Here is a 26,219-nt window from a genome sequence, read left to right on the forward strand (position 1 = left end):
AACCCGTCATGCCCACCCGCCTCCCACGCCATTCCCTGCTGCCGCTCGCGCTGGCCGCCGCGCTCTGCGCTCCCGTCCATGCCGCAGCGGCCGAGACCGACGCCGACGCCGCCCCCGCCGAGCGCAAGGCCACCGAGCTGGACGCGATCCGGGTCAACGCCGAACGCGCCGAGGCGCCGGCAGGTGCCCTGGGCGAACGGCCCGCGCGCGACACGCCGTTCTCGATCACCCGCGTCGATGCCGAAGACCTGCAGGAACGCCAGGTCAACTCGCTGGCGCAGATGTTCATGACCGATCCGTCGGTCTCCGGCAACGTCGGCGCCTACAACAGCAGTTGGTACACCACCATCCAGGTGCGCGGCCTGCCGGTCAGCTACAGCAACGGCTACAAGCTCAACGGCATGCCGCTGTACACCTACGGCGCCGAGTGGCCGAGCGAGAGCATGGAGCAGGTGCAACTGCTCAAGGGCGCCAGCGGCTTCATGTACGGCTTCGGCGCGCCCGGCGGCATCGTCAACTACCTCACCAAGAAGCCCACCGACACGCCGCTGCTGGACCTGAGCGTCGGCTACCGCGACGGCGGCGTGTACAGCGCGCAGCTCGACAACGGCCGCCGCTTCGGCGCGGACGAGCGCTTCGGCTACCGCCTCAACCTGCTGCGCGAACAGGGCGACACCTACAACGACACCCACGTCGAGCGCACGCTGGCCTCGCTGGGGCTGGATGCGCGGCTGAGCGAGGATCTCACCTGGACCGCCGACCTGCTCTACCAAGACCGCAAGCTCGAGAACGAAGCGCCGACCATCACCTTCTACGGCTATGGCGACAGCGCGCTGCCGCGCCGCCTCGACCCGCGCCGCGACCGCGCCATCCGCGACACCTTCTTCAACACCGAGATGCAGTCGGCGATGACCGGCCTGCGCTGGCGGATCGACGACGCCTGGAATGCGCGCCTGGACCTGAGCTACAGCAAGTTCCGCAGTTCGATCAACAATATCTGGGACTACGTGCTCAACCGCGAGGGCGACACCAACACGTATATCTACGACCTGGGCAACCTCGCCGAGAACTACCTGGCGCAAGGCCTGCTCGAAGGCCGCTTCAGTACCGGTCCGATCGACCACCAGGTGGTCGCCGGCGCGAGCTGGCAACAGGCCGACAGCGGCTGGGCCAAGCAGAACCTGTGGTACCAGCTGGGCACCTCCAACCTGTACCAGGACAGCGCCCTCAGCTACCACAGCACCCATTCGCGCGACACCTACCGCAGCGACCGGGTCGAGCAGAACGCGCTGTTCGCCAGCGACACGCTCAGCGTCGGCACGCACTGGTCGCTGCTGCTGGGCCTGCGCCACACCCGCTACGAACAGAACGGCTGGGACGTGGACGGCACGCATACCGCGCGCTACCGGAAGTCGGTCAATACCCCGACCGTGGCGCTGCTGTTCAAGCCGCGCGAAGACCAGACCGTGTACGCCAGCTACGTGGAATCGCTGGAGCAGGGCAGCACCGTCGGCCAGCTCTACGAGAACCGCAACACGCTGCTGCCGCCGCTGGAAAGCAAGCAATACGAGCTGGGCTACAAGCTGGAGCGTGCGCGCTGGGTGCTGGACGCGGCCTGGTTCCGCATCGAGCGCGGCGCCGAATACGGCAATGCCGCCAACTACTACGTGCAGGACGGCGAGGTGCGCTACCAGGGCTTCGACCTCAGCGGCCACGTGCAGGCCACGCCGAACTGGCGCATCGGCGCCGGCGCGACCTGGGTCGACGCCGAGTACCTGCGCAACGAGGCCGCCGCGGTCGGCCGCACGCCCGCCGGCGTGGCCAGGTTCCAGGCCACGCTCGACACCGCGTACGCGTTCGACGCCGTGCCCGGACTGAGCGTGCACGCGGCCGCCAAGCACTACGGCTCGCAGCCGTACGGCGCGTCGATGTGGAACGACCTGTACGACCTGAAGCTGCCCTCGTTCACCCTGCTCGATGCCGGCCTCGGCTATCGCACGCACTGGGGCGCCACGCCGGTGACGCTGCGCGGCGAGCTCACCAACCTCACCGACCGCCGCTACTGGACCAACGACGGCAACGGCTACGGCCAGCCGCGCACCTGGTCGCTGAACGCCACGTTCGAACTGTAAGCGCAGCCCTGCGCCTTGCCGCGGCATGCCCGCGGCAAGGCGCAGCGGCAACGGCAGCACAGCGACGACCGCAGCGCATTTGCGGCGCCGATGCTCGCCGACCTGCGTCGTCATCGTCGGCAAGCATCATCGCGGCCAGCGTTGCGTTATCGTGTCGCGGTGCCGAAATCCTCGATCGAATCGCGCCTCAGCCGCCTGTGGGCCCACGAAAAGGCCAGCTACGGGCTGCGCGTGTTCATCGCCCTGGGCGTGGCGATGGGCGTGTGCTGGCAGCAACAGCAACTGACCGCGCTGCCGGCGATCTTCCTCGGCGCCATCGCCAGCGCCATCGCCGAGACCGACGACAACTGGCTGGGCCGGATCAAGTCGGTGCTGCTGTCGCTGCTGTGCTTTGCCGCCGCCGCGGCCGCGGTGGTGCTGCTGTTCCCGTATCCGCTGGCGTTCGTCGCCGGCATGGCGTTGTCCACCTTCGCCCTGACCCTGCTCGGCGCGCTCGGCGAACGCTACGCCTCCATCGCCCAGGCCACCGTGGCGCTGGCGATCTACGCGATGATCGGCATCGACCATGGCGGCCGCACCGGCCACGTCGGCGGCAACGCCTGGCACGGCATCGCGCTGCTGATGCTCGGTGCCGCCTGGTACGGGCTGCTGTCGATCCTGTGGACCCTGCTGTTCGCCAACCGCCCGGTGCGCGAGCGGCTGTCGCGGCTGTTCTTCGAACTCGGCCGCTACCTACGGCTGAAGGCCGCGCTGTTCGAACCGGTGCGGCAGAGCGACCTGCATGCGCGGCGGCTGGCGCTGGCCGAACAGAACGCGCAGGTGGTGGCGGCGCTGAACGCGGCCAAGACCGCGATCATGAGCCGCTTCGGCCGCTCCGGCCGGCCCGGCGTGCAGTCCGGCCTGTACTTCCGGCTGTATTACATGGCGCAGGATTTCCACGAACGCGCCAGCTCCTCGCACTACCCCTACGAAGCGCTCACCGACGCCTTCTTCCACAGCGACGTGCTTTACCGCTGCCAGCGCCTGCTTGCCCTGCAAGGCAAGGCCTGCGCCGCGCTGGGCGAGGCGATCCGGCTGCGCCAGCCGTTCGAATACGGCGAGCAGACCCAGCAGGCCACCACCGACCTGCGCCAGTCGCTGGATTTCCTGCACGCGCAGGCCGATCCGCGCCATGCGCGGCTGCTCGGCTCGCTGGAACTGCTGGTCACCAACCTGCAGAGCATCGAGCGGCGGCTGTCCGAATCCGCGCAGTCCGACACCACCAGCGACACCCTCGACACGCGCCTGCGCGACTCCTCGCCACACACGCTGCGCGAGATGCTGGTGCGCGTCGGCCAGCAGCTGACCCCCGGCTCGGTGCTGTTCCGGCACGGGCTGCGCATGGCGATCGCGCTGGTGGTCGGCTACGCCGTCATGCAGTCGATCCACGCCAGCAACGGCTACTGGATCCTGCTCACCACCGCCTTCGTGTGCCGGCCGAACTACGGCGCCACCCGGCTGCGCCTGGCGCAGCGCATCGCCGGCACGCTGATCGGGCTGATCGCGACCTGGGCGCTGATGCAGCTGTTCCCCGGCACCGAACTGCAGCTGCTGTTCGCACTGTTCGGCGCGCTGCTGTTCTTCGTCACCCGCACCGACCGCTACATGCTGGCCACCGCCGCGATCACGGTGATGGCGCTGTTCTGCTTCAACCTGCTCGGCGACGGCTTCGTGCTGATCTGGCCGCGCCTGGTGGATACGCTGATCGGCTGCGCGATCGCCGCGGCGGCCTCGTTCCTGATCCTGCCCGACTGGCAGGGCCGCCGCCTCAACCAGGTGATGGCCACGGTGCTGGCCAGCTGCGCGCGCTACCTGGCGCAGGTGCTGGAGCAGTATCGCAGCGGCATGCGCGACGACCTGCCCTACCGCATCGCCCGGCGCGACATGCACAACGCCGACGCGGCGCTGTCGGTGGCGCTGTCCAACATGCTGCGCGAACCCGGCCGCTACCGCCGCAACCTGGATGCGGGCTTCCGCTTCCTGGCGCTGTCCAACACCTTGCTCGGCTACCTGTCGGCGCTGGGCGCGCACCGCGCCGCGCTGGCGGGCGAGGCCGATCCGGCCATCGACCGCGCCGGCGGCTACCTGCAGGACACCCTGGGCGCGATCGCCGACGCGCTGGCGCAGCGCCAGGCGCTACCGCCGGCCGACGAATCGGCCGAGGTGGGCATGGCCGATGCGCTGGAGCACGAAGACGGGATCGACGAAGCCAAGCGGCGGCTGGTGCGCAACCAGCTGGCGCTGACCCTGCGCCTGCTGCCCAAGCTGCGCGCCGCCGCGCATGCGGTCACCGCTCCGGCAGCGGCGCCGGCGCCGCCGCCGGCCGTGCCGGCCGCACGCTGATCCCCATCCACAGCAGCGCGGCCAGCGCCAGCGCGGCGCCGCCGACCACCACCCCGTGCCAGCCGGCGTAGGCGTAGGCGGCGGTGCCCAGGCTGGAACCGATCGCGCCGCCGATGAAGTAGCAGGTGACGTAGGCCGAGGTGATGCGGTTGCGCGCCTTCGGATCCAGTTGGTAGATCACGTGCTGGTTGCCGATGTGCACGCCCTGCACCGCCACGTCCAGCAGCAGCACCCCGGCGATCAGCAGCCACAGCGAGTGCGGCGCGGCGGCCAGCAGTAGCCACGACAGCAGCAGCATGGCCAGCCCGCCCCAGCCCACCCAGTGCCCGGCGCCGCGGTCGGCGAGCTTGCCCGACAGGTTGGCGGCGAACGCGCCGGCGGCGCCGATCAGGCCGAACAGGCCGATCGTCGCGGTGCCGTAGCCGTAGCTGGGGCCGGACAGCAGGAACGCCAGCGTGGTCCAGAACATGCTGAAACCGGCGAAGATCAGCCCGCCCAGGATCGCGCGCGAGCGCAGCACCGGTTCGTCGCGCAGCAGCGCCAGCACCGAACCGATCAGGTGCGGATAGGACAGCCGCGGATTGCCCGGATGCCGCGGCAGCGCGCGCCACAGCAACGCCGCCACCAGCAGGATCAGCGCGGCGGCCACCCAGTACACGACATGCCAGCCGCCGATGCCGGCCAGCAGCCCGGACACGGTACGCGCCAGCAGGATGCCGAGCAGCAGACCGCTCATCACCGTGCCGACCACCCGCCCGCGCTCGTGCGGCGCGGCCAGGGTGGCGGCGAACGGCACCAGGATCTGCGCGGCCACCGAACTGAGGCCGGTGACCAGGGTGCCGAGCAGCAGCAGCGCGAAGCTGCTGGAGGCGGCGCTGATCAGCAGGCCCACCGCACTGAGCGCGTACAGCCCCACGATCAGGCTGCGGCGCTCGAAGCGGTCGCCCAGCGGCACCAGCAACAGCAAGCCGGCGGCGTAGGCCAGCTGCGCGGTGGTGACCACCGCGCCGGCGCTGCGCACGTCGATCGCGAAGGTCTGCGCCAGCACTTCCAGCAGCGGCTGCGCGTAGTAGTTGCTGGCCACCGCCAGGCCGGTGGCGGCGGCCATCAGCAGCACCAGGCCACGGTGCATCGGGGGGTGCGGGGAGCTTTCCATGAGTGGAATCCAGGGGGTGCGGTAGGAATGGCGCCAGTCTGGGCAAGCGCCATCGATCTTTCCAATGTATTGTTTTCACTCGAACCATCTTGTTTGCAGATGCCATGCTGACCCTGCGCCAACTCGAATTCGCCGTCGCCGTGGCCGAGGAAGGCAGCTTCACCGCCGCCGCGCGGCGCTGCCACACGGTGCAGTCGGCGCTGAGCCACCAGATCGCCAAGATCGAGGAAGCGCTGGGCGCGCGGCTGTTCGAGCGCGGCGCGCGGCAGGTGCGGCTGACCGCCGCCGGCGAGGTGTTCCTGCACAACGCACGCGCCACCCTGCGCGCCGCCGAACGCCTGCACGAGGAGATGGCGCAGGCGCTGGGCACCGTGCGCGGGCGCCTGCACATCGGCCAGATCTCCTCGCTGACCACGGTGCAGGTGCCGGCCCTGCTGCGCCGCTTCCGCGCCGCGCACAGCGCGGTGGACGTGCACCTGCGCACCGGCATGAGCGATGCGCTGCTGCTCGAGCTGGGCGAAGGCCGGCTGGACGTGGCCCTGGTCGGGGTCGGCCCGCATATCGTCCTGCCCGAGCAGCGCCTGCTGCTGCACGAGGAGCCGCTGGCGCTGATCGCCGCACCCGGCAACCGCTTCGCCGCGCGCGCCGAGGTGTCCCTGCAGGAACTGGAGGACGCGCCGATGGCCGGGCTGATCGCCGGCGCCGGCGTGCGCGGCATCATCGACCGCGCCTTCGCCGAGGCCGGCCTGCGCCAGCGCTTGCAGTACGAGGTCACCCATGCCGATCTGCAGCGGCAGTTGGTGGTCGAGGACCTGGGCCTGGCGATCGTGCCGCAGAGCATGGCCGCGGCGATGCACGGCGTGGCGGTGATCGCGCTGCGCGAGCGCTTCCGCTTCCTGACCTACGCCACCTGGCGCTCGGACCCGACCCCGGCCGCACGCGCGCTGATCGCGCTGCTGCGGCAGCAGGCAGGCGCGGACGAAACCGGCTAGCCGCACCACGTCGCACCGCCCCCTGTAGGAGCGGCTTCAGCCGCGACGAACGAAACACGCCACCCTCCCGCGCCTCCAAAAACGGCAACACGCGCAAACCCCGCAGACCCCACCACCGACACACCCCGTACCGCGGCACGCCCCGCTCCGCGGCGCCGCCTCCGCCGCGCAACGAACCTGCTAGGCTGCGCGCGTTCGCCAAGGAGCCTGCATGTCCGGCCATAGCCAGTTCGCCCTGCTGAAACAGCGCCGCTTCCTGCCGTTCTTCGTGGTCCAGGGGCTGGGCGCGTTCAACGACAACGTCTACCGGCAGGCGATCATCGGCCTGCTGTTCTATCTTGGCGTCACCCCCGAGCAGCGCACGCTGTACACCAACCTGGCGCCGGCGCTGTTCATCCTGCCGTACTTCCTGTTCTCGGCATTGGCCGGGCAGATCGCCGAGAAGCTGGAGAAATCGCGGCTGGTGGTGATCACCACCACGATGGAGATCGCGATCATGTCGCTGGCCGCGGTCGGCTTCCTGACCGAGAACATGGCGGTGCTGCTGGTCGCGCTGTTCTGCACCGGCCTGCAGTCCACGCTGTTCGGCCCGGTGAAGTATTCGATCCTGCCTTCGGTGCTCAAGCCGGAAGAACTGACCGGCGGCAACGGCCTGGTCGAGATGGGCACCTCGATCTCGATCCTGTGCGGCATGATCCTGGGCGGGCTGATCTTCCAGATCGCCGGCAGCCATGGCCCGGTCGCCGCGGCCACCGCGGTGATCGCGCTGGCGGTCACCGGCAACCTGGTCGCGCGACTGATCCCGAAGGTCGATGCCGGCGCGCCGGAGCTGAAGATCAACTGGAATCCGCTGCCCGAGTCGCTGGCGATCATGCGCCTGACCCGGCGCCAGTTGGCGGTGCGCAACGCGGTGCTCGGCGTGTCCTGGTTCTGGTTCATCGGCACGGTGCTGACCGCGCAGTTGCCGACCTACGCCGAACTCAATCTCGGCGGCGCGCAGGACCTGTACATCTTCGCCCTGGCGCTGTTCTCGATCGGCACCGGCACCGGCTCGCTGCTGTGCGAAAAGCTGTCCGGGCGCACCGTGGAAATCGGCCTGGTGCCGCTGGGCGCGTTCGGCATCAGCGCGTTCATGCTCGACCTGTATTTCGCCCGCCCCGGCGGCGCGCTGCAGGCCGGGCTGGGCATCGGCCAGTTCGTGCACCAGGCCGGCAGCTGGCGGATCATGCTCGACCTGGTCGGCATCGGCCTGTGCACCGGCCTGTTCGTGGTGCCGCTGTTCGCGCTGATCCAGAGCCGCACGCCCAAGGCCGAGCTGTCGCGGGTCATCGCCGGGCTCAACATCCAGAACTCGATGTTCATCGTCATCGCCGCGATGGTCGGCATCGCGCTGCAGATGCAGCAGCTGACCCTGTTCGGCGTGCGCGTGCCGATGCCCGGGCTGAGCATCCCGCAGGTGTTCCTGGCGCTGGCCATCGCCAACGCGGTGGTGGCGATCTGGATCTTCAGCATCGTCCCCGAATTCCTGATGCGCTTCCTCAGCTGGGTGATGGTGCGCGCGCTGTACCGGCTGCGCCTGCACGGCATCGAGCGGCACGTGCCCGACGAGGGCGCGGCGCTGATCGTGTGCAACCACGTCAGCTACATGGACGCGCTGGTGCTGGCCGCGTCGATCCCGCGGCCGGTGCGTTTCGTCATGTACTACCGCATCTTCAACATCCCGGTGATGCGCTGGATCTTCCGCACCGCCAAGGCGATCCCGATCGCCGGCGCGCGCGAGGACCCGGCGCTGATGCAGCGCGCGTTCGACGAGATCGACGCGGCGCTGGCCGACGGCGAGCTGGTGTGCATCTTCCCTGAGGGCGCATTGACCAAGGACGGCGAGATCGCCAAGTTCAAGTCGGGCGTGGAGAAGATCGTCGAGCGCCGCGCGGTACCGGTGCTGCCGATGGCGCTGCGCAACATGTGGACCAGCATGTGGAGCAAGCGCGACTCGCGGCTGCGGCGCATGCGCGTGCCGCGGCGCTTCCGCGCGCACGTGGAGGTGATCGCCGGCGCGCCGGTGGACGCCGCCGAGGTCAGCGCGGAACTGCTGGAAACGCAGGTGCGGCAGTTGCGCGGGGACGCCGCGTGAACCTGCGGGGTGCCTGAAAACGCCGCTTCGGGTAGATTAGGCGCCGGGGAGACGCCTGCGTACTGCAGCGGCGTCCATTTCAGGGGTCGATCAGTGAGTCAGGTATTGCCGCCACCACCGCCCAACGGCGCGGGCATCTACGTCCCCAACAATCTGGTGTGGGCGATCCTGTCCACGCTGTTCTGCTGCCTGCCGCTGGGCGTGGTGTCGATCGTCTATGCCTCGCAGGTGGACGGCAAGCGCGCCGCCGGCGATGTGGCCGGCGCCCGCGACGCCTCGCGCAAGGCCGGCCTGTGGGCGATGTGGTCGGCGCTGGCCGCGCCGATCCTGCTCGCACTGTGGTTCCTGCTGTTCGGCGGCATCGCGATCCTCAGCAGCGCGCTGGGGCAGTGAGCCGACCCGCTTTCTCGTTTTTTCTTCGTTCCACCACGCAACCGGAGTAACACGGATGAATACCACCGCACCGCAAGTGTCCAACAATCTGGTCTGGGCGATCCTGAGCACGCTGTTCTGCTGCCTGCCGCTGGGCATCGTCTCGATCGTGTTCGCCGCCCAGGTCAACACCAAGCTCGCCGCCGGCGACGTCACCGGCGCCCGCGAATCGGCCGACAAGGCCAAGAAGTGGGCGATCTACTCGGTCGTCGCCTGGGTGGTGCTGGTCGTGCTGTACCTGATCTTCCTGTTCGCCCTGGGCGGCATGAGCATGATGCAGCAGTCGGCCACGGCCTGATCGAAGATCCGGGCCGCCGCTGCCGCGCGCAGCGGCGGCCCTGTTCGATCGCTCCACGATTCCGTTACCCACGATTCCGTCGCCGATGTTCCTGCGCGGACGCCCCCTGCCCCGCTGGCTACCGCTGGCCGCGCTGAGCGGCGCCGCCGTGGTCGCGACACTGGTGCTGCGCCGGGTCGATCCCAATGTGCCGGGCAATCCCTTGCCTGCGTGCCCGTTCTACGCGCTCACCGGCCTGTATTGCCCGGGCTGCGGCAGCACCCGCTGCCTGCACGCGCTGGTGCACCTGGATCTCGCCCATGCCATGGCGACCAATCCGCTGCTGGTGGTGGCCCTGCCGCTGCTGGCGATCATGGCGCTCAATGCCGCCGGGCTGCGCATGCGCGTGCTGGCGCCGCTGCTGAAGATCCTCGCCGATCCGCGCCTGTGGCTGTGGCTGCTGCTCGGCTACGCGGTGCTGCGCAACCTGCCGTGGTACCCGTTCACGCTGCTCGCGCCGCACTGAGCGCGGCGCCGAAAGATGGAGGCGCGGCGGCCACCTCGTCTAGACTTGGTCCCATGCCCAGCGCATAGCCCCTCAAGGAGATCCACACATGAGCACCGTCAGCCCCGTCACGCCGCCGTCCGCCCCCGGCGCGATTCCCAATCATCTGGCCTGGGCGATCATCGCCACGGTGCTCGGTTTCTGCCTGTGCTGCCCGTCGATCATTCCGGGCATCGTCGCGATCGTGTTCTCCAGCAAGGTCAACGGGCTGCTCAACCAGGGCGACCTGGACGGCGCACGGCGCGCCTCCAACAACGCCAAGACCTGGTGCTGGGTGACCACCGCCATGGCCATCATCGGCGTGCTGCTCAACATCGGCATGGTCGCCACCGGCGGCATGCAGAAGTACATGGAATACGTGAACCAGATGCAGCACATGAGCTGATCGGCATGCGCGCCTGGCAACGACGGGCGTGCCTCGGCGCCGCCACCGCCCTCGCGGCGGCTGGCGGCGCGCTGCTGTACCGGTTCGACCCCAACGCCGTGGACAATCCGTTCGCGCCGTGTATGTTCCATGCGCTCACCGGCTACTACTGTCCCGGCTGCGGCATGACCCGCGCCCTGCACGCGCTGGTGCACCTGGATCTAGTCGGTGCCTTCGCGATGAACCCCGGCGCGATGCTGGGCCTGGCCGTGCTGCCGGGCCTGATCGCCTGGAAGGCGGGCTGGCGCGCGGCGTGGTTCGCGCCGGTGGTCGCGCTGCTGTCGCGGCCGAATTTTTGGCTGCTGGCGCTGCCCGGCTACTGGATCGCGCGCAACCTGCCGTGGCTCCCGTTCACCCTGCTCGCGCCGACTTAGGGCGTGTCATCAATCCCCGAGCAGCTCGCGCCGCTCTCGCGCATGCGCGTTCATGTCGGCGCTGGCACGGCAGCGTGCACGCGCAAGAGTGGCCCTACGGGTTGGGTCTGTCAGGCCGCCAGCCGGCACCGCGCGGCTTGACCTGACCGCCAGTCAGGCGCTGCGCCACGCAGCACCGGCTGGCAACCTGACAGACCCAACGCGACCTACTCGGGAATCGATGACACGCCCTAGTCAGCTGACCCAGCCGGCGATCACCAGCAACGCCAGTACCACCAGCCACAGCAGCAACACCCGCCAGATCTGGCTCATCGCATCGCGCAATTCCGGCAGGCGCCGCAGCACCGGCACCGCCATGCCGGCATCGCTGTAGTCGTGCGCCTCGTCGTCGAGTTCGCCACGCACGCTGGCGCAGGCCACCGGGCCGAGGAAAGCGCTGTCCAGCTGCCAGCGATTGCCGCCGGCCGCGCGCCAGGCGCCGAATACGGTCTCGAAATTGCCGACCAGCGCCAGCGAGAAGGTCATCAGCTGCGCCACCGGCCATTCCATCGCGGCCAGCACTGTGCGCGCGCCGAGCGCGGTGGCCAACGGCAGCCGCGGCGCGTACGGGCCGACCGCGGCCAGCGCCAGCAGGCGGTAGCCGAGCGCGCCGAACGGCCCCAGCAGCAGGAACCAGAACAGCACCGCGAACCAGCGCCGCAATGCGCTGACCGCCACCGCCTCCACCAGTCCCGCCGGATCCTCGCGCGGCGGCCCGCCATCGGCATGCAGGTGCGCGACCGCCACCCGCCGCGCGGCGACGTCGTCGGCCTCGATCACCGCTTCCACATCGGTATCCAGATCGCGCGGACCCCAGCTGAAGGCCAGCACCAGCACCCCGAACAGCAGCGCCAGCAGGCCCAGGTGCGGCGCGGCCAGCAGCCACTGCAGCAGCCCTACCAGCAGCAAGGCAGGCAGCAGTGCCAGCGCGATGCCGTAGCGGCCGCGCCAGCCGCTGCCTTCGCCTCCGTGCGCATCCAGCCACGACAGCCAGTCGCCATATGCATCGAAACGGCGCAGCGAGGCCACCATGCCGGGCGCGATATGGCCCAGCACCAGGGCGACGATCACAGCGACGAGAGTAGTGAACATGCAGGTCCTCCGGGACCGTTCTGAAGCGTGTGCGGCGGACGCCGGCGGGGCCTGGCGGTCTACGCGTGCGCGCCGCCGCGGCGGTACCAGTCCACCACCAGCGCGCGCGCGATGGAGATGCCCGGCGGCAGGCGCAGGCCATGGCCGTCGTCGGCGCTGTCGCCCTGTTCCGCGGCGCGCTGCAGGGCGGCCCCGATCTCGTCGCGCTCGAACCAGCGCGCGTCTTCCAGCTCGCCATCCACCTGCGGCGCGTCGGGCTCGGCCAGCGCGCTGAAGCCGAGCATCAGCGCGCCGGGGAACGGCCATGGCTGCGCGCCGTAATAGCGGCAGCTGCCGGGCCGCACCCGCACCTGGGTCTCCTCGGCCACTTCGCGCGCCACGGTCTGCTCCAGCGACTCGCCCGGCTCGACGAAGCCGGCGATCACCGAATAGCGCCGCGCCGGCCAGCTCGCCTGGCGCCCCAGCAGCAGCCGCGTGCCATCGCTGACCGCCACGATCACCGCCGGATCCACGCGCGGATAGTGTTCGCTGGCGCATTGCGCGCACACGCCGAGGAAGCCGCCGCGGCGGAAGCCGATGGCGCCGCCGCAGACGCCGCAGAAGCGGGTGCGCGATTGCCAATGCAGCATGCCGCGGGCATAGGCGAACAGGCCGGACGCGAATGCCGGCCACTCGGCGGCGGCGCGGCGCAGGTCCATGCGCTGCGGCGGGTCGAGGTCTGCGTCGAGCATGCTCGCCGCCACCGCGAACCAGGCCTGGCCATCGCGCAGGCCGAGAAAGATCGCCTGCTCGACCCTATCGCCCAGCGCGGCGCCGGTCAGCGCCAATGGCTGGCCGTGCGCATCGGCGTAGGCGTTGCCGTCGGCATCGAGCAGCAGCAGGTGCGCGGCGGGCCAGGCGCGGCGCAAGGCCTCGGGATCGTTGCGCAGCGCATCGGCGCGGTCGATGACCGCGTCGGCGAACGCGAAGGAAACAGGCGTCAGTTCGGGCATGCGGCGCAGGGTGCAGGCAAACCGCGCATCCCGCAAGCCGCAGCGTGTCTACACGCTGAAGCTGCTGCCGCAGCCGCAGGTGGTCTTGGCGTTGGGGTTGCGGATCACGAACTGCGCGCCGTGCAGGCCTTCGCTGTAATCCACTTCCGCACCCATCAGGTACTGCAGGCTCAGCGGGTCGACCAGCAGGGTGACTTCGTCGGTACGTACCGACAGGTCGTCCTCGGCGCGGTTCTCGTCGAACTCGAAGCCGTACTGGAAACCGGAACAGCCGCCGCCCTGGATGTACACGCGCAACGCCAGCGCATCGTTGCCTTCCTCGCGGATCAGCTCGCGCACCTTGGCCGCGGCGGCCTGGGTGAAGTTCAGCGGCCGCTCCAGCGACTGGTAGTCGGGGGCGGGCGCGGCGCTGGGCAGGGAAACGAGAGTGCTCATGGCTGCAGGATGGGGGCGGCCGGGAGCCGAATCAAGCATCCGCCGCGGTCAGCGCGCGCTGCGCAGGCGCGGCCTGCGGTTCCTCGTGCGACGGCTCCGGCGGCGCCAGCGCGGCCATGCTGCCGAAATGGATCAGCCGTCCGGTCAGCTGCGCGCCGGCGTTCATCTCCACTACCTGGTAGTGCACGTTGCCCTGCACCCGCGCCTTCGGCGCCAGTTCCACGCGCTCGGCGGCATGCACGTCGCCGGTCAGCTGGCCGTTGATGATCACGATCGGCGCGCGCACCTCGCCCTCGATGCTGCCATGCTCGGACAGGGTCAGCGTCGCCGGCGCGCCGTCCTCGGCCAGCACCTTGCCGAGGATGCGCCCTTCCACGTACAGGCCGCCGCTGAACACCAGGTCGCCCCGGATCACCACCTGCGCGCCGATCAGGGTATCCACCACGGTCTGGCCGCTGCTGCGGCCGTTCTTGTTGCTTCCGAACATAAGCTGCCTACTCCCCTTTGCCGTTGCCGGCCAATGTCCAATCGAAACTCTGGGTGACCGGCGCCCCTCCGCCGGACAGCGATACTCGCACCCGTTGCGGGGTGAAATCCTTGGGCAGGATCACGCTGCCGTCCAACTGCTGGAAATAGCGGAACGAATAGTCCTGCCCGGGCACGCCGCTCTTCTGGTGCAGTTCGTCCCAGCCCACGCTGGTCAGCTTGCCGCCGCGCACGCCTTCCACCGTCAGGCGCATCTGCCCCTGGCTGATCGCGCCGCGGTTGAGGTTCTGGGTCAGCACCACATTGTAGTGCCAGGTGCCGCCGGCCTCGGCCGAGAACTCGGCCGAATGCACGGTCAGGCCCTTGCGCTGGCTGGTGGCGCCGACCAGGCGCTCGTAGAAGGCCACGTCGGCGCGCAGCCCGGCGATCTCCTCGTCGCGCTCGGCCAGCGAACTCTGCACCTCGTTGTTGGCGGCGCGGCTGATCTGGTCGGAGCGGGCCAGGGTGGCCTGGCGCTGGTTGAGCGTGTCGATCTGCCGCTGCTGCGCCTGCAGCTTGGCGTCGGCCTGGCGCAGTTGCGTCCTCACCTCGCCCAGTTCCGGCGCGGCCTGGCGGCTGGCCAGCAGCCAGGTTCCCGCCAGCGACAACAGCCAGACGATGACGATCAGCAGCCACAGGCCGCGTCCGCGCACGGGCGCGGCGCCGTTGGGCACGATCTGGAAACGGGGGACGGGTCGGTTCATCGTCAAAGCCGCGCCACCGAGGCGGCAGCGGCGTCGATCCTCGCGGGGGGTCGGCCGGCCGGCTAGTGTAAGCCACGCGCCGTAGCTTGCCGTTGCCGGCAGCGGCGGCGCGGGCGGCGGCCTGTGCGCTGGCCTTCGCCGCACGCTTGGCCGATAGTGGCCGCCACCCGCGCATCTGCAGGAGCGCCTCGCCATGACCGACGCCCACCTCTTCGTAATCGGCATCCTGCTGGCCTGGCTGGCCGGCATCCGCGTCTACCTGACCGTGTTCGGGATCGGCGTGGCCGGCCTGCTCGGCTGGCTGGACTTGCCGCCGGCGCTGCAGGCCACCGAGTCGTGGTGGGTGCTGGGCACCTCCGGCGCGCTGGCGCTGGCCGAGTTCTTCGCCGACAAGATTCCCGGCGTGGATTCGGTCTGGGACCTGCTGCAGACCCTGACCCGGATCCCGGCCGGTGCGTTCCTGGCCGCGGCCACGCTGTCCCAGGACGGCCAGCTGGGCGCCGGCGCGCTGGCCACCGGTGCTGGCGTCGCGCTTACCAGCCATGTGCTGAAGGCCGGTTCGCGGGCCTTGCTGAATACCTCGCCGGAACCGGCCAGCAACTGGATCGCCTCGCTGACCGAGGATTCGGTGGTCCTGGCCACGCTCGCGCTGGCCCTGGTGCATCCGTGGCTGGCGCTGGCCGTATTGCTTGGGGCGAGCGTGCTGGGTGCGCTGCTGGTGTGGTGGGTGTGGCGCACGCTGTGGCGCGGCGTCCGCCGCCTGCTGGCGGTGCCCGCGGACGCCGCCGTTGCCGGTCCGGGCCACAAGGGCTCCCTGTCTTCGTGAACTTCATCGCATAATTGCGCGCGCACCAGGATAAAGACGCGATGGCCGCAAGAGACACCGCACCACTTTCCAGCCGCGACGATCCGCGTTCGCGCAACGTCCGTGCCGAGACCCCGCCACCGCACTACTGGCGGCGCTGGGCCGCCGACGCCGTGCCCGACGCGCCAGAGCCGGCGCCCGACCTGGCCCTGGCGCCGAGTGCGGAAGACGGCACAGCTGCCGCTGCCGCCGGCCACGACACCGCCCCCCCCGCAGCGCCGAGCGCGGCCAGCGACGCGGCTGCGCCGCCGCAACCGCTGGACGCGCCGTACCGCATCCTGATCGTCGAGGACGACCGCTCGCAGGCCTTGTTCGCGCAGAGCGTGCTGCACGGCGCCGGCATGCAGGCGCAGGTGGAGATGCAGGCCGAAGGCGTGCAGCAGGCGATCGCCGAATACCGCCCCGACCTGATCCTGATGGACCTGCACATGCCCGGCCTGGACGGCATGCGCCTGACCGCGCTGATCCGCCAGCAACCGCAGCACCAGTTGCTGCCGATCGTGTTCCTGACCGGCGACCCGGATCCGGAGCTGCAATACGAAGTGCTGGACAGCGGCGCCGACGATTTCCTGACCAAGCCGATCCGCCCCCGGCACCTGATCGCCGCGGTCTCCAACCGCATCCGCCGCGCGCGCCAGCAGGCGCAGCAGAGCGCCAGCGACGGCGCGCCGCTGAACAATCCGGAGACCGGCCTGCCGACCCGCACCCACGTGCTGCAGTTGCTCGGCGAGTCGCTGCGCACGCGCGCCGGCGGCGGCCTGTTCTTCATCGAGATCGCCAGCGCGCTGGGCCTGCGCGAACGCTACGGCTACGCCGCGTTCGAACGCCTGATGACCCAGGCCGGACGCCGCCTGGCCAGCGTCACCGCGCCGCAGCCGCTGGCCCGGCTCAACGACAACAGCTTCCTGTTGCTGGCCCAGGACAGCGACCTGGACGCGCTGCGGCAGCGCGCCCAGGCCTTGCGCGAAGCCCTGGCCAGCCACGCGTTTCCGCTGCGCGACGACGAAGCCGTGCACCTGCGCTGCGCGATCGGCTATGCCGACCTGGCGCAGGGGTTCGAAGACGCCGGCAGCGCGCTGGAAGCGGTCGAGCGCACCGCGCTGCAGGCGCGCCTGCACCCGCAGGGCGTGGCCGCGTACGCGCCGCCGCGCGAGGAAGAGGACCTGGGCCGCATCGCCATGTTCGAAGGCCAGCTGGAGCCGGCCTACCAGCCGATCGTCGCCGTCGCCGGCGGCGATACCGCGCAGTACCAGGTGCTGCTGCGCCTGCGCCAGCGCGACGGCACGCTGCTGTCGGCCGGGCAGGTGCTGCCCGCGGCCGAGGCCGGCGGGCGCATCGCCGACCTCGACCAGCAGGTGCTGGACCACGCGCTCGGCCTGCTGCACCTGTACCAGCACGCCACGCCGCCGCTGCGCCTGTTCGTGTCGCAGTCCTCGCGCACGCTGGCGCGCGGCGCCTTCGCCGACTGGCTGGTCGAGGCGATCGGCCGCCGCGGCGTCACCGGCACCTCGCTGGTGATCGACCTGCGCCTGGACGACGCGCTGATCCACACGGTGACGCTGCAGCAGTTCTGCGCCCGGCTGATGCCGCTGGGCGTGCAGTTCTGCCTCAGCCAGTTCGAGCCCGGCGCCGAGGCCGAGGCCTTGCTCAGCCAGTTGCCGCTGGGCTACCTGCGCCTGTCGGCGCGCTTCGCCAACGCGCATGCCGATGCCGCACTGCGCGACCAGCTGCGCGCCGCGATCGACCTGGCGCACCGCGCCGGGCTGCTGATCATCGGCCAGCAGATCGAGGAAGCGCAGGCCGCCGCGGCGATGTGGATGGGCGGAGTCGATTTCATCCAGGGCAACCTGGTGCAGTCGGTCGGCGACGAACTGAACTTCGACTTCCAGAACGCGGTGCTGTAGCGATGCCCGCACGCCGGCGCCGGCCCCTGCCGTGGCTGGCCGCGTCGAGCGCGGCGAGCGCGGTCGTCGGCGCGCTGCTGGCGGTGCCGGTGTTGGCCCCGCCGCCGCCCTGGCATCTGCTGGCCCCGCTGTGCATCGGCATCGCCGCGCTGCTGGCGGTGGTGGCCGGTTGGCGCGCGCGGCAGCAGGCCGGCGCACTGGACGCGGCGCTGGCGCGCGCCGCACTGGCCGAATCCGAACGCGACGCGCTGCAGCGCGACGTGCACCTGCGCGAACGGCTGGAGCGGGAGCTGGTGCAGGCCAAGCAGGCCGCCGAGGCCGCGGCGATGGCCAAGGGCGAATTCCTGGCCACCATGAGCCACGAGATCCGTACCCCGCTCAACGGCATCATTCCGATGCTGGAACTGATCGCGCGCGGCCAGCTCGGCACCGAGCAACGCGAGATGCTGCGCGCCGCCAACGACTCCTCGCTGCAGCTGCTGCGCATCGTCGACGACATCCTCGACTACTCCAAGCTGGAAGCGAACCGGCTGGAGCTGGAGATCACCAGCTTCAACCTGCGCGACCTGCTCGACGGCGTGCTGCAGCTGATGCAGCGCTCGGCCGAGGCCAAGGGCCTGCGCGTGAACCTGCAGCTGGATCCGGCGGTGCGCTTGCCGGTGCGCGGCGACCCGGTGCGGCTGCGCCAGGTGCTGAGCAACCTGATCGGCAACGCGATCAAGTTCACCGCGCGCGGCAGCGTGGAGTTGCGCGTGCGCCGCCTCGGCGAGACCCCGGCGCAGCACCTGCTGCGCCTGGAAGTGCGCGACACCGGCATCGGCATCAGCGCCGAGCAGCAGGAACGGCTGTTCCGCTCCTTCACCCAGGCCGATGCCTCCACCACCCGCCTGTACGGCGGCACCGGCCTGGGGCTGGCGATCTGCAAGCGCATCGTCGACTTGATGGGCGGGCGCATCGGCGTGGAATCGGGCAGCGACCAGGGCGCCACGTTCTGGTTCGAGATCCCGCTGCTGAAGGTGATCGGCGACCTGCCGCAACTCCAGGGCGGCCTGCCGCGGCTGCACGCGCTGCTGGTCGGCGCCGACCTGCGCCTGTACCAGCGCCTGAAAGCGCTACTGCCGAACTGGGGCGTGCAGCTGAGCAAGGTCGACTCGACCCAGGAAGCGCTGGAGCGGCTGCGCGCCGCCGGCCCCGCGCTGCCGCCCTACGACCTGGTGATCGGCGACCTCGACGGGCTGCGCCAGAGCGCACGCGCGCTGCAGCGTGCCGTCGGGCGCCTGCCGGCGCCGCATGGCGTACGCCTGATCTGGCTGTACGGGGAAGTGGAGATTCCCGACGAGATCCGCGCGCACGGCGCGCTGCTGTCGCGGCAGGCGGCGGACCTGGACCTGCGCGGGATGCTCGCGCTGGCAGCGGCGGCCCCCGCTGCCAGCGTCGAGCCGGCCTCGCCCGATGACGCGCTCTACCCCGCGCACGCCGCCGAACCAACCCCAACCTCGGCGATCGCCACCGAACCGGAGCTGGACACCGCTGCCGGCCCGGCCTCGCCGCCCGCCGACTACCGCCTGCTGCTGGTCGAGGACAACCCGGTCAACCTGCTGGTCGCGCAGAAGCTGCTCGATGTGCTCGGCTATCGCAGCGACAGCGCCACGGACGGCGCCGCCGCGCTGGCGCGATTGGACGCGCAGCCCTACGACCTGGTGCTGATGGACTGCCAGATGCCGGTCGTGGACGGCTATGCCGCGACCCGCCAGTGGCGCCAGTCCGAAGCGGCGGCGGGACGGCCGCGGCTGCCGATCGTGGCGATGACCGCCAACGCCATGGCCGGCGACCGCCAGCGCTGCCTGGAGGCCGGCATGGACGACTACCTGTCCAAGCCGGTCAACCGCGAACTGCTGGCGGAATGCCTGCAGCGCTGGCTGCCGCACCGTGCCGCCAATGCCATGCCGGTGAATGCCGCGCTGGCGGATGTCGCGCTGTCGGCGGACGCGGAAGAAGCGACTGCAGAAAACGCGGCAGCGCCGACACCAACCGCCGCTGTCGCCGCCACGCCCGCTGTCAGCGTCGCCGACACAGCGCCGATGCTGCCGCCGACCCCGTTGCCGGTGCTGGATATCGCGGTGCTAGACGAATTGCGCGAACTCGCCGGCGGCGCGACCACCGCGCAGATCGTGGAACTGTTCCTGGACGATGCGCCGCAGCTGATCCAGCGCCTGGAGCAGGCAGCCGCGATCCCGCAACTGGACCCGTTGCGCGACGCGGCGCATACGCTGAAGTCCTCGGCCGCCAACGTCGGCGCACTGGCGCTGTCGGCCGCCGCCGCGCGCATCGAGGCCGGCGTGCGCGCCCATCAGTTGGAGCGCCCCGCGGTCGCGGTGGCGCTGGTCATCGCCGAATTCGCGCGTGCGCGGCTGGCCTTGAAGGGCTACCGCAACACCTTGCGCGACGCCGCGGAAAGCACCGCGCCGTAGACGGCCGCCCCCCGCCCTGTAGGAGCGGCTTCAGCCGCGACAGATCCTGTGGGCACCTCCGGATAGAGCCTGTCGCGGCTGAAGCCGCTCCTACAGGGATGCCAGCATCCGTGGCTACCTGATCCTGGCCCGAGTGCGGACCACAACACGGCCAGGCGGCAACGCGTGGCGCCTGTGGACAGGCGCCGGCAGAAGCCCGGCTCAGTCCTCGAGCTTGGTCAGCAGATAGTTCGGCTCGCCGATGCGGCCGATCAGATCGAGCTGGGTTTCCAGCCAATCGATGTGCTCTTCCTCCGACTCCAGGATGTCGGCCAGCAGCTGGCGGCTGACGTAGTCCTGGATCGACTCGGCGTAGGCGATGCCGTCGCGCAAGGTGGTGGTGCCGTCCTGCTCCAGCGCCAGGTCGCACTCGAGGATTTCCCTCGGGTTCTCGCCGATGCGCAGCTTGCCCAGCGCCTGGAAGTTGGGCAGCCCCTCGAGGAACAGGATGCGATCCGCCAACTTGTCGGCGTGCTTCATCTCGTCGATCGATTCCTTGTACTCGTGTTCGGCCAGTTCCTTCAGCCCCCAGTTCTTCAGCATCTTGGCGTGCAGGAAGTACTGGTTGATCGCGGTCAACTCGTTGTAGAGGACCTTGTTGAGGAACTCGATGACCTTGCTGTCGCCCTTCATCGCAGTGCTCGCTAATACGTGGAAAGCGCAGACTTTAGCGAATCGGCCGTAGCCGTGAAGGAACGCGAATCGTGATCATCCCGCTGCGCATCCGCGCCGCGGGGACGCCGCTTTCAGGCGGCGCGGGCCATGCCGCCCAGCAGGGGCAACGGCAACTCGCGCAGCAACGCGCGTTGCAGCAGGTCGCCGGCCATGTCCAGGCAGGAACCGCAGGTGGCACCGCAACCGGTGCGCATGGTCAACTCGGACACGCTTCGGCAGCCGGCGTCGGCGGCTTCGCGGATCTGGCGATCGGTAACCCCATTGCAGATGCAGACGTACACGATGGCGTTGGCGGCGGACGGCGCGGACTGCGCCTGCCGCCATTCAACCCAAAGTGAGAATGGTTGTCAATTCCGACCGTTAATCGTTATTAATACGGGCGACCAGGGGACCGCCGCGCTTGCGCGGCCGCTTGCGCGGGCGCTCGTGGCCGGCGTTGTTGCCGGGCATCCACGCTTCCTGCGCCAGGGTCGGCATGGCGCGGATGCCCGGCCCGGCGATGCTCTGCGCCAACGGCGCCAGGTGGCGCAGCGCGCGGGCGTACACGCCGCGCTTGAACAGCACCACATGCTCCACCGGATACCAGAAGTCGACCCAGCGCCAATGGTCGAATTCCGGGGTCTCGGTCAGCTCCAGGTTCAATTCGCTCTCGTCGCACTGCATGCGCAGCAGGAACCAGACCTGTTTCTGGCCGATGCACACCTGGCGTTCGTTGCGGCGGATGGCGCGGCTGGGCAGCCGATAGCGTAGCCAGCCAGGCGTCGCACCGAGCACTTCGACGTGCTCGGGCAACAGCCCGGTCTCTTCACGCAACTCGCGGTACATGGCCTCGACCGGGGTCTCGTCGGTATTCATGCCGCCTTGCGGGAACTGCCAGCCATCCCGGCGCACGCGACGTGCCCAGAACACCTGACCGTCCGGCCGCATCAGCACGATGCCCACGTTCGGTCGATAACCGTCCGGATCGATCACGATGCGGACTCCTGAAAAATCTACTGGGTCCGACTCTGCCATGGCTGCGTCCGGCCCACAAGCGCGGCAAAAACCCGTTGACAGCCGCCCCATTTCCTATAAGAATTGGCGGTTCACCAAGGCTATGTAGCTCAGCCGGTTAGAGCACAGCACTCATAATGCTGGGGTCGGTGGTTCGAGTCCACCCATAGCCACCATGGTGTCCACGCGGCAAGCGTGCGATAATTGCGATCTGCGACATTGCCCCGTCGCCAAGCGGTAAGGCACCTGACTCTGACTCAGGCATCGGTGGTTCGAATCCATCCGGGGCAGCCAAACACCAAAAAAAAGGCCGATCTTTCGATCGGCCTTTTTTTTGGTGTTTGGCTGCGGGTTTGCGCAGGCGCTTTGCGCCTGCGCCCCACACCTTGCTGCGCAAGGTGCGGGCCCCGGCCTTCCCTCTCCACATCCCCGCGCCTGTCGGCGCGCCCCTTTGGACTCCAAGGGGGCTTTTCACCAGACGCTTTGATGCAGGTTGGCGGTAAAGCCTTGACCTGCGGGCAGGCCGCGCTCGATTGACGATATTGTTGAATGACGCATTACCTTGGGCACTGCAATCGACGTGGGCAGTCCAAAGCCACCACCATCCTTTGGACCTACCACCTCGATAGCGCTTACCCGCCAAGACCAAACTAAAGCCCAAAACGACAAAAGCCCGGCCGGAGCCGGGCTTTTGCGTACTCCCAGGGGAATCCCGAAGGATTCCTCGCCAGGCGCGGTGGATCAGCGCTTGGAGAACTGGGTCGCGCGGCGGGCCTTGTGCAGACCGACCTTCTTACGCTCGACTTCGCGGGCGTCGCGGGTCATGAAGCCGGCCTTGCGCAGCTCGGACTTCAGGGTTTCGTCGTACTCGACCAGCGCGCGGGCGATGCCCAGGCGGATCGCACCGGCCTGGCCGGTGGTGCCGCCGCCGGCGGCGGTGACGAAGATATCGAAGCTCTCGGTGTTCTTGGTCAGCTCCAGCGGCTGGCGCACGATCATGCGCGCGGTCTCACGGCCGAAGAACTCGTCCAGCGGACGGTTGTTGACGGTGATGTTGCCGGTGCCCTTGCGCAGGAACACGCGGGCAGTGGAGGACTTGCGGCGGCCGGTGCCGTAGTTTTGCGTGATAGCCATGATTAGATATCCAGAACTTGCGGCTGCTGGGCGGTATGCGGATGCTCGGAGCCCTTGTAGACCTTGAGCTTGCGGTACATGGCGCGACCCAGCGGACCCTTCGGCAGCATGCCCTTGACCGCGATCTCGATGACGCGCTCGGGATGACGCTCCAGCGCCTGCGCCAAGGTCTCGGTCTTCAGGTTGCCGATGTAGCCGGTGAAGCGGTGGTACTTCTTGTCGTTGAGCTTGTTGCCGGTGACCGTGATCTTCTCGGCGTTGATCACCACCAGGTAATCGCCGGTATCGACGTGCGGGGTATAGACCGGCTTGTGCTTGCCGCGCAGACGGCGGGCCAATTCGGTGGAAAGCCGGCCCAGCGTTTTGCCGGCGGCGTCGACGAGATACCAGTCGCGCTGGACGGTCTCGGACTTAGCGGTGAAGGTGCTCATTAAGAAGACTCGGTTGGTCGGGCGGATTCCGGCAGCACGCTGCCTGAACTTTGCCACGCGTTGTGACTTGCAAAAACGCAAGAGGCGTAATTCTACGCGCCAGCAGAGGCACGCGCAAGTCCGCCCCCTGTGTGGGATGCCAGCGCCGGCCGGCGCTTGGCATCGCGGCGAGCCGGGGCGAAAATCGAGTCCCCCACCGTTCCCAGGCCCCTCGCGATGACGGCTCCCCGCCTGCATACCCCGCTCGACCGCGCCCTGGTCGAGGCCCAGCGCGCGCTGGAAACGGTGTTCGGCAATCCGCCGGCGCAACGCCCCTACCCGGCCGCGGCCACCGCCGACGTGGTGCTCGCGCCGGACGAACGCCGCCACGCCGCCGGGCTGATGCGCATCAACCATGTCGGCGAGGTCTGCGCGCAGGGCCTGTATTTCGGCCAGGCCGCGGTCGCACGCGACCCGGCGACCCGCGCGCACCTGCTGGAGGCGGCGCAGGAAGAGACCGACCACCTGGCCTGGTGCGCGGCGCGGCTGCGCGAGCTGGACAGCCGCCCGAGCCTGTTCAATCCGGTCTGGTACGCCGGCAGCTACGCGATCGGCACCCTGGCAGGGCTGCGCGGCGACGGCTGGAACCTGGGCTTCGTGGTGGAGACCGAACGCCAGGTCGAGGCGCACCTGGACGAGCACCTGCAGACCCTGCCGCCGGCCGACCTGCGCAGCCGCGACGTGCTGAAGGTGATGAAGGCCGACGAGGCGCGCCATGCCGAGCACGCCGAACAGGCCGGCGCGCGGCGCTTGCCGGCACCGATTCCGAGCCTGATGGCCGCCGCCTCGCGGCTGATGAAAGCGGTCGCCTACCGGCTCTGAGCACGGTGCGACAGGCATGCCGCGAACGGTCGCGCTGGCATTGCCGGCGCATTCGGGTTAAAGTGAACGAAAGCTGACTGATTCCACGTCGGCTTGCCCTGTTCCAGCGACCGGCGGTTCCATCCCGGCATCGCCTTTATCCGCTGCACCACTGCGCCGAGCCATGCCGCTTGCGCGCGCTTTTCCGACCCGACATGCCCGCACGCTCCACCCACATCGCTTCGCCACGGACCCGCTGGCTCTCGCGCCTGCTGTTCGCCAGCCTATTCGCGCTCGGCGGCGGCGCGTTGCTGTACCACCTGCTCGGCGACTACCGCCATGCCAGCGCGATCCTGTCCGATCACTCGGTGGCCACGGTGCCGGTGATCGCCGACGGCGCCTTCGGCGTGCATGCCGAGCCGCTGGTGCATTACCGCTTCCACTATGTCTTCGAGAGCAAGGGCCGGCTGCACCGCGGCACGTTCGAGGCCAGCGGCGCCGAGGCCGCGCCGCTGCTGCTCGACGGCGCCACGGTGGAGATCGCCTACGCCAATGCCGACCCGTCGCGCTTCGGCCGCCTCGACCAGTTGCAGCACGCCGGCAACCTCGGCGGCGTGCTGACCCGCCTGGCGATCGCGCTGTCGATCGTCGCGCTGCTGGCCGCCGCCGCGCATCAGGTGCTGATCGGACGCGTGCTCGGCATGCGCCGCCGTCCCGCCGTGGCCTGAGCACCGAGCGTTCGGACCACGCGCGCCGGCACAGGCGCCGCTGCGCCCACCCCAAGCGTTACGGCTACGGCATGAGCTTGCTTCTCAGGCTGCGAACCGGGCAACGCTCAGGACTGGACCAGCTTCAGGCCGATCACCCCGGCCACGATCAGGCCGATACAGGCCAGCCGCGCCGGCGAGGCGCTGTCGCCGAACAGCGCGATGCCCAGCGCCGCGGTGCCCAACGCGCCGATCCCGGTCCAGATCGCATACGCCGTGCCCAGCGGGATGTGCTTCAGCGCCTGGGTCAGCAGCCACAGGCTGATGCCGGCGCCGGCCAGCGTGCCCAGGGTCGGCCACAACCGGGTGAAGCCTTCGCTGTACTTGAGGCCGAGCGCGAAGCCGATTTCGAACAGGCCGGCGAGCAGCAGGTAGATCCATGGCATTGTCTGTCTCCGTAGACAAATAAAAACAAAAACGGCCCGATGTCTGCACATCGGGCCGCCGTCGGCAGGGGTCGCAGCGCAAACGCCGCGTGGCGGGCCGTCCCGCCGAATGTGACGTGCTACTCGGCCAGATTGCGACCGTGGAACAGTTCCTCGATCTCGCGCTTGAGCAGCGCCTCGATCCGCATGCGCTCCTTGAACGAGAGATTCTTGGCCTTTTCCTCGAACAGGTACTGGTCCAGGTCGAAGTCCTTCAGGTGCATCTTGGTGTGGAAGATGTTCTCCTGATAGACGTTGACGTCGAACATCTCGTAGCGCGCCTTGATGTTCTTGGCCAGGAAGTTCTGGATCGAATTGATCTTGTGGTCGATGTAGTGCTTCTTGCCCTTCACGTCGCGGGTGAAGCCACGGATGCGGTAATCCATGATCACGATGTCCGATTCCAGCCGCTCGATCAGGTAATTGAGCGCCTTCAGCGGCGAGATCACCCCGCAGGTGGCGACGTCGATGTCGGCGCGAAAGGTAGCGATACCGTGCTGCGGATGGGTTTCCGGGTAGGTATGGACGGTGATGTGGCTCTTGTCCATGTGCGCGACCACCGCGTCGGAGATGATCTCCTTGCCGGCCAGCTTCTTGTCGATCACCGGCTCTTCGGAGATCAGGATGGTCACCGAGGCGCCCTGCGGATCGTAGTCCTGGCGCGCGATGTTGAGGATGTTGGCACCGATGATCTCGGCCACATCGGTGAGGATCTCGGTCAGGCGGTCGGCGTCGTACTGCTCGTCGATGTACTCGATGTAGCGCTGGCGCTCCTCTTCGGAGACCGCGTAGCAGACGTCGTAGATGTTGAAGCTCAACGCCTTGGTGAGGTTGTTGAAACCTTGCAGCCTCAGGCGAGGCAACGGCTTGACCACGGGCGTGAATCCTCTAAAAGATGGATGGGGTAGAAAGGGCAGCAATTATGGGCCAAACGCGCCCGTAGCGAAACGTGGGGTCTGGCGCTCGTTTGCCGCAGACAACGCGTCCCGTTAAGCTTCGGGACTCACGTAGTAGCGAAGC

General features: G+C 69.2%; 27 protein-coding genes and 2 tRNA genes. 16 read left to right on the forward strand and 13 right to left on the reverse strand.

The window, feature by feature from the left end:
- Positions 1-8: 8 nt before the first annotated feature.
- Complete coding sequence (locus HEP73_RS19945) at positions 9-2,132, forward strand: TonB-dependent siderophore receptor (RefSeq protein WP_185821268.1); 2,124 nt, start codon at positions 9-11, stop codon at positions 2,130-2,132.
- A gap of 159 nt (positions 2,133-2,291) precedes the next feature.
- Positions 2,292-4,514 carry a YccS family putative transporter gene (yccS, locus tag HEP73_RS19950; protein WP_255423815.1) on the forward strand — a complete coding sequence of 741 codons (2,223 nt, stop codon included), beginning with the start codon at positions 2,292-2,294 and terminating at the stop codon, positions 4,512-4,514.
- Here the strand turns inward: yccS and HEP73_RS19955 are convergent.
- Positions 4,459-5,670, reverse strand: coding sequence for an MFS transporter (locus HEP73_RS19955; protein ID WP_185821270.1), 1,212 nt, complete (start codon positions 5,668-5,670; stop codon positions 4,459-4,461). The two genes, yccS and HEP73_RS19955, sit on opposite strands and share 56 nt — an antisense overlap.
- A gap of 104 nt (positions 5,671-5,774) precedes the next feature.
- Between HEP73_RS19955 and HEP73_RS19960 the strand changes: the two genes are divergently transcribed.
- The 7 genes from HEP73_RS19960 (at position 5,775) to HEP73_RS19990 (ending at position 10,868) form a co-directional block, all read left to right on the forward strand.
- Positions 5,775-6,662: a LysR family transcriptional regulator gene (locus tag HEP73_RS19960; protein ID WP_185821271.1), complete on the forward strand. Its 888-nt coding sequence runs from the start codon at positions 5,775-5,777 to the stop codon at positions 6,660-6,662.
- A gap of 211 nt (positions 6,663-6,873) precedes the next feature.
- Positions 6,874-8,796, forward strand: coding sequence for an MFS transporter (locus tag HEP73_RS19965; RefSeq protein WP_185821272.1), 1,923 nt, complete (start codon positions 6,874-6,876; stop codon positions 8,794-8,796).
- A 105-nt stretch (positions 8,797-8,901) separates the two neighbouring features.
- A complete protein-coding gene (locus HEP73_RS19970) occupies positions 8,902-9,189 on the forward strand; it encodes a CD225/dispanin family protein (RefSeq protein ID WP_225210070.1) in 288 nt (95 codons plus the stop codon).
- Between the two features lie 55 nt (positions 9,190-9,244).
- Positions 9,245-9,526, forward strand: a complete 282-nt coding sequence (locus tag HEP73_RS19975) for a CD225/dispanin family protein (RefSeq protein ID WP_185814232.1) — start codon at positions 9,245-9,247, stop codon at positions 9,524-9,526.
- Between the two features lie 85 nt (positions 9,527-9,611).
- Entirely contained in the window at positions 9,612-10,031 is a 420-nt protein-coding gene (locus tag HEP73_RS19980; protein WP_185814233.1) for a DUF2752 domain-containing protein, read from the forward strand.
- Between the two features lie 88 nt (positions 10,032-10,119).
- Positions 10,120-10,455, forward strand: coding sequence for a CD225/dispanin family protein (locus HEP73_RS19985; RefSeq protein ID WP_185821273.1), 336 nt, complete (start codon positions 10,120-10,122; stop codon positions 10,453-10,455).
- Positions 10,456-10,460: 5 nt separating this feature from the next.
- A complete protein-coding gene (locus HEP73_RS19990) occupies positions 10,461-10,868 on the forward strand; it encodes a DUF2752 domain-containing protein (protein ID WP_185821274.1) in 408 nt (135 codons plus the stop codon).
- Positions 10,869-11,102: 234 nt separating this feature from the next.
- Here HEP73_RS19990 and HEP73_RS19995 read toward each other — a convergent pair whose 3' ends face one another.
- Genes HEP73_RS19995 through HEP73_RS20015 form a run of 5 tightly spaced genes read right to left on the reverse strand, consistent with a single transcriptional unit; the run spans position 11,103 to position 14,655 of the window.
- Positions 11,103-11,999, reverse strand: coding sequence for a hypothetical protein (locus HEP73_RS19995; protein ID WP_185821275.1), 897 nt, complete (start codon positions 11,997-11,999; stop codon positions 11,103-11,105).
- Between the two features lie 59 nt (positions 12,000-12,058).
- Positions 12,059-12,991: an NAD(+) diphosphatase gene (gene nudC, locus HEP73_RS20000; RefSeq protein WP_185821276.1), complete on the reverse strand. Its 933-nt coding sequence runs from the start codon at positions 12,989-12,991 to the stop codon at positions 12,059-12,061.
- Positions 12,992-13,039: 48 nt separating this feature from the next.
- A complete protein-coding gene (gene erpA, locus HEP73_RS20005; RefSeq protein ID WP_053836095.1) occupies positions 13,040-13,426 on the reverse strand; it encodes an iron-sulfur cluster insertion protein ErpA in 387 nt (128 codons plus the stop codon).
- Between the two features lie 31 nt (positions 13,427-13,457).
- Positions 13,458-13,913, reverse strand: a complete 456-nt coding sequence (locus tag HEP73_RS20010; protein WP_185821277.1) for a bactofilin family protein — start codon at positions 13,911-13,913, stop codon at positions 13,458-13,460.
- A 7-nt stretch (positions 13,914-13,920) separates the two neighbouring features.
- Positions 13,921-14,655, reverse strand: coding sequence for a DUF6776 family protein (locus HEP73_RS20015; protein ID WP_185821278.1), 735 nt, complete (start codon positions 14,653-14,655; stop codon positions 13,921-13,923).
- A gap of 193 nt (positions 14,656-14,848) precedes the next feature.
- Here HEP73_RS20015 and HEP73_RS20020 point away from each other — a divergent pair, with 193 nt between their 5' ends.
- The 3 genes from HEP73_RS20020 to HEP73_RS20030 are packed head-to-tail and all read left to right on the forward strand — an operon-like array spanning position 14,849 to position 19,895.
- Positions 14,849-15,481: a DUF4126 domain-containing protein gene (locus tag HEP73_RS20020; RefSeq protein WP_185821279.1), complete on the forward strand. Its 633-nt coding sequence runs from the start codon at positions 14,849-14,851 to the stop codon at positions 15,479-15,481.
- A gap of 41 nt (positions 15,482-15,522) precedes the next feature.
- Positions 15,523-17,424, forward strand: a complete 1,902-nt coding sequence (locus HEP73_RS20025) for an EAL domain-containing protein (RefSeq protein WP_185821280.1) — start codon at positions 15,523-15,525, stop codon at positions 17,422-17,424.
- Between the two features lie 2 nt (positions 17,425-17,426).
- Complete coding sequence (locus HEP73_RS20030) at positions 17,427-19,895, forward strand: hybrid sensor histidine kinase/response regulator (protein WP_185821281.1); 2,469 nt, start codon at positions 17,427-17,429, stop codon at positions 19,893-19,895.
- A gap of 201 nt (positions 19,896-20,096) precedes the next feature.
- On the opposite strand, the gene bfr is transcribed toward HEP73_RS20030, so the two are convergent.
- The 3 genes from bfr to HEP73_RS20045 form a co-directional block, all read right to left on the reverse strand.
- Complete coding sequence (bfr, locus tag HEP73_RS20035; protein WP_185814243.1) at positions 20,097-20,567, reverse strand: bacterioferritin; 471 nt, start codon at positions 20,565-20,567, stop codon at positions 20,097-20,099.
- A gap of 113 nt (positions 20,568-20,680) precedes the next feature.
- Positions 20,681-20,890 carry a (2Fe-2S)-binding protein gene (locus HEP73_RS20040; protein WP_185814244.1) on the reverse strand — a complete coding sequence of 70 codons (210 nt, stop codon included), beginning with the start codon at positions 20,888-20,890 and terminating at the stop codon, positions 20,681-20,683.
- Positions 20,891-20,969: 79 nt separating this feature from the next.
- Entirely contained in the window at positions 20,970-21,581 is a 612-nt protein-coding gene (locus tag HEP73_RS20045; protein ID WP_179569149.1) for an RNA pyrophosphohydrolase, read from the reverse strand.
- Between the two features lie 120 nt (positions 21,582-21,701).
- On the opposite strand from HEP73_RS20045, the gene HEP73_RS20050 reads away from it, so the two are divergent.
- Together HEP73_RS20050 and HEP73_RS20055 are read left to right on the forward strand one after the other, a co-directional pair.
- Positions 21,702-21,778: transfer RNA gene (locus HEP73_RS20050), tRNA-Met, on the forward strand.
- A gap of 44 nt (positions 21,779-21,822) precedes the next feature.
- Positions 21,823-21,896: transfer RNA gene (locus HEP73_RS20055), tRNA-Gln, on the forward strand.
- A gap of 447 nt (positions 21,897-22,343) precedes the next feature.
- Here HEP73_RS20055 and rpsI read toward each other — a convergent pair.
- Positions 22,344-22,736: a 30S ribosomal protein S9 gene (gene rpsI / locus HEP73_RS20060; protein WP_003470251.1), complete on the reverse strand. Its 393-nt coding sequence runs from the start codon at positions 22,734-22,736 to the stop codon at positions 22,344-22,346.
- Positions 22,737-22,738: 2 nt separating this feature from the next.
- Complete coding sequence (gene rplM, locus HEP73_RS20065) at positions 22,739-23,167, reverse strand: 50S ribosomal protein L13 (RefSeq protein ID WP_003470250.1); 429 nt, start codon at positions 23,165-23,167, stop codon at positions 22,739-22,741.
- A gap of 216 nt (positions 23,168-23,383) precedes the next feature.
- Here rplM and coq7 point away from each other — a divergent pair, with 216 nt between their 5' ends.
- Together coq7 and HEP73_RS20075 are read left to right on the forward strand one after the other, a co-directional pair.
- Positions 23,384-24,028: a 2-polyprenyl-3-methyl-6-methoxy-1,4-benzoquinone monooxygenase gene (gene coq7 / locus HEP73_RS20070; RefSeq protein WP_179569151.1), complete on the forward strand. Its 645-nt coding sequence runs from the start codon at positions 23,384-23,386 to the stop codon at positions 24,026-24,028.
- A 194-nt stretch (positions 24,029-24,222) separates the two neighbouring features.
- Positions 24,223-24,735 (forward strand): hypothetical protein, encoded by a 513-nt coding sequence (locus tag HEP73_RS20075; protein ID WP_185821282.1) that lies wholly within the window; start codon positions 24,223-24,225, stop codon positions 24,733-24,735.
- 107 nt (positions 24,736-24,842) lie between these two features.
- Here HEP73_RS20075 and HEP73_RS20080 read toward each other — a convergent pair whose 3' ends face one another.
- On the reverse strand, positions 24,843-25,160 hold the full coding sequence (locus HEP73_RS20080; RefSeq protein ID WP_003470247.1) for a DMT family transporter: 318 nt from the start codon (positions 25,158-25,160) through the stop codon (positions 24,843-24,845).
- Positions 25,161-25,279: 119 nt separating this feature from the next.
- On the reverse strand, positions 25,280-26,074 hold the full coding sequence (gene speD / locus HEP73_RS20085) for an adenosylmethionine decarboxylase (RefSeq protein WP_003476431.1): 795 nt from the start codon (positions 26,072-26,074) through the stop codon (positions 25,280-25,282).
- Positions 26,075-26,219 lie beyond the last annotated feature (145 nt).

Source organism: Xanthomonas sp. GW (genome assembly GCF_014236815.1).
GTDB lineage: Bacteria > Pseudomonadota > Gammaproteobacteria > Xanthomonadales > Xanthomonadaceae > Xanthomonas_A.

What these genes read in the sequence shown, in the direction of transcription:
- HEP73_RS19990 (WP_185821274.1), top strand. Translation starts at nt 10,461, where the DNA reads ATGCGCGCCTGGCAACGACGGGCGTGCCTCGGCGCCGCCACCGCCCTC.
- coq7 (WP_179569151.1), top strand. Translation starts at nt 23,384, where the DNA reads ATGACGGCTCCCCGCCTGCATACCCCGCTCGACCGCGCCCTGGTCGAG.
- HEP73_RS20080 (WP_003470247.1), bottom strand. Translation starts at nt 25,160, where the DNA reads ATGCCATGGATCTACCTGCTGCTCGCCGGCCTGTTCGAAATCGGCTTC.
- HEP73_RS19980 (WP_185814233.1), top strand. Translation starts at nt 9,612, where the DNA reads ATGTTCCTGCGCGGACGCCCCCTGCCCCGCTGGCTACCGCTGGCCGCG.
- HEP73_RS19995 (WP_185821275.1), bottom strand. Translation starts at nt 11,999, where the DNA reads ATGTTCACTACTCTCGTCGCTGTGATCGTCGCCCTGGTGCTGGGCCAT.
- HEP73_RS20075 (WP_185821282.1), top strand. Translation starts at nt 24,223, where the DNA reads ATGCCCGCACGCTCCACCCACATCGCTTCGCCACGGACCCGCTGGCTC.
- HEP73_RS20030 (WP_185821281.1), top strand. Translation starts at nt 17,427, where the DNA reads ATGCCCGCACGCCGGCGCCGGCCCCTGCCGTGGCTGGCCGCGTCGAGC.
- rplM (WP_003470250.1), bottom strand. Translation starts at nt 23,167, where the DNA reads ATGAGCACCTTCACCGCTAAGTCCGAGACCGTCCAGCGCGACTGGTAT.
- HEP73_RS19945 (WP_185821268.1), top strand. Translation starts at nt 9, where the DNA reads ATGCCCACCCGCCTCCCACGCCATTCCCTGCTGCCGCTCGCGCTGGCC.
- HEP73_RS20020 (WP_185821279.1), top strand. Translation starts at nt 14,849, where the DNA reads ATGACCGACGCCCACCTCTTCGTAATCGGCATCCTGCTGGCCTGGCTG.
- HEP73_RS19985 (WP_185821273.1), top strand. Translation starts at nt 10,120, where the DNA reads ATGAGCACCGTCAGCCCCGTCACGCCGCCGTCCGCCCCCGGCGCGATT.
- erpA (WP_053836095.1), bottom strand. Translation starts at nt 13,426, where the DNA reads ATGAGCACTCTCGTTTCCCTGCCCAGCGCCGCGCCCGCCCCCGACTAC.
- HEP73_RS19955 (WP_185821270.1), bottom strand. Translation starts at nt 5,670, where the DNA reads ATGGAAAGCTCCCCGCACCCCCCGATGCACCGTGGCCTGGTGCTGCTG.
- HEP73_RS20015 (WP_185821278.1), bottom strand. Translation starts at nt 14,655, where the DNA reads ATGAACCGACCCGTCCCCCGTTTCCAGATCGTGCCCAACGGCGCCGCG.
- HEP73_RS20010 (WP_185821277.1), bottom strand. Translation starts at nt 13,913, where the DNA reads ATGTTCGGAAGCAACAAGAACGGCCGCAGCAGCGGCCAGACCGTGGTG.
- rpsI (WP_003470251.1), bottom strand. Translation starts at nt 22,736, where the DNA reads ATGGCTATCACGCAAAACTACGGCACCGGCCGCCGCAAGTCCTCCACT.
- nudC (WP_185821276.1), bottom strand. Translation starts at nt 12,991, where the DNA reads ATGCCCGAACTGACGCCTGTTTCCTTCGCGTTCGCCGACGCGGTCATC.
- HEP73_RS19965 (WP_185821272.1), top strand. Translation starts at nt 6,874, where the DNA reads ATGTCCGGCCATAGCCAGTTCGCCCTGCTGAAACAGCGCCGCTTCCTG.
- HEP73_RS20025 (WP_185821280.1), top strand. Translation starts at nt 15,523, where the DNA reads ATGGCCGCAAGAGACACCGCACCACTTTCCAGCCGCGACGATCCGCGT.
- bfr (WP_185814243.1), bottom strand. Translation starts at nt 20,567, where the DNA reads ATGAAGGGCGACAGCAAGGTCATCGAGTTCCTCAACAAGGTCCTCTAC.
- HEP73_RS19975 (WP_185814232.1), top strand. Translation starts at nt 9,245, where the DNA reads ATGAATACCACCGCACCGCAAGTGTCCAACAATCTGGTCTGGGCGATC.
- HEP73_RS19960 (WP_185821271.1), top strand. Translation starts at nt 5,775, where the DNA reads ATGCTGACCCTGCGCCAACTCGAATTCGCCGTCGCCGTGGCCGAGGAA.